The sequence below is a fragment of the Caulobacter sp. 05T431 genome, assembly GCF_056665975.1.
In genome coordinates this window covers 1-481 of the sequence record NZ_JBFTKU010000100.1, presented here as the reverse complement: position 1 = coordinate 481, position 481 = coordinate 1, and the positions used below count along the sequence as shown (strand labels likewise).

At 70.1% G+C, this 481-nt stretch carries 1 protein-coding gene; it reads left to right on the top strand.

Translation table 11 applies throughout. The annotated features are described in order from the left end of the window. Positions 1 to 11: 11 nt before the first annotated feature. A partial coding sequence (locus AC1U89_RS24695) for a CoA transferase (protein WP_479902247.1) occupies positions 12 to 481 on the top strand: 470 nt, incomplete at its 3' end.

The following is a 481-nucleotide window of genomic DNA, read 5'->3' as shown; positions in this document are numbered from 1 at the left end:
GCACCGCGTCCATGGCGATGACGTTCTTCGGGCTGGCGGCGGCCGGGAAGTGGCAGCCCGAACGCGGCACCAACATCCTGGACTCCGGCGCGCCGTTCTACGATGTCTACGCCTGCGCCGACGGAAAATGGATTTCGATCGGCCCGATCGAGGCACGCTTCCATGCCGAGTTGCTGGAGCGCATGGGCATCCCGGCGGACGCCATCGGCCCGCAGATGGACACCACGAGCTGGCCGCATACCCGCGAGGTGCTCGCCGCCGCGTTCCGCACCCGCACGCGCGCGGCTTGGTGCGATCTGCTCGAAGGCACCGATGTCTGCTTTGCGCCGGTCCTGTCGTTTGCCGAGGCGCCGTCGCACCCGCATCTGAAGGCGCGCGGCACATTCGTCGAGGTGGATGGCGTGGTGCAGCCCGCGCCGGCGCCACGCTTCAGCCGCACGCCTTCGGCCATGCCGACGCCGCCACAGGCGCCGCAATCGCC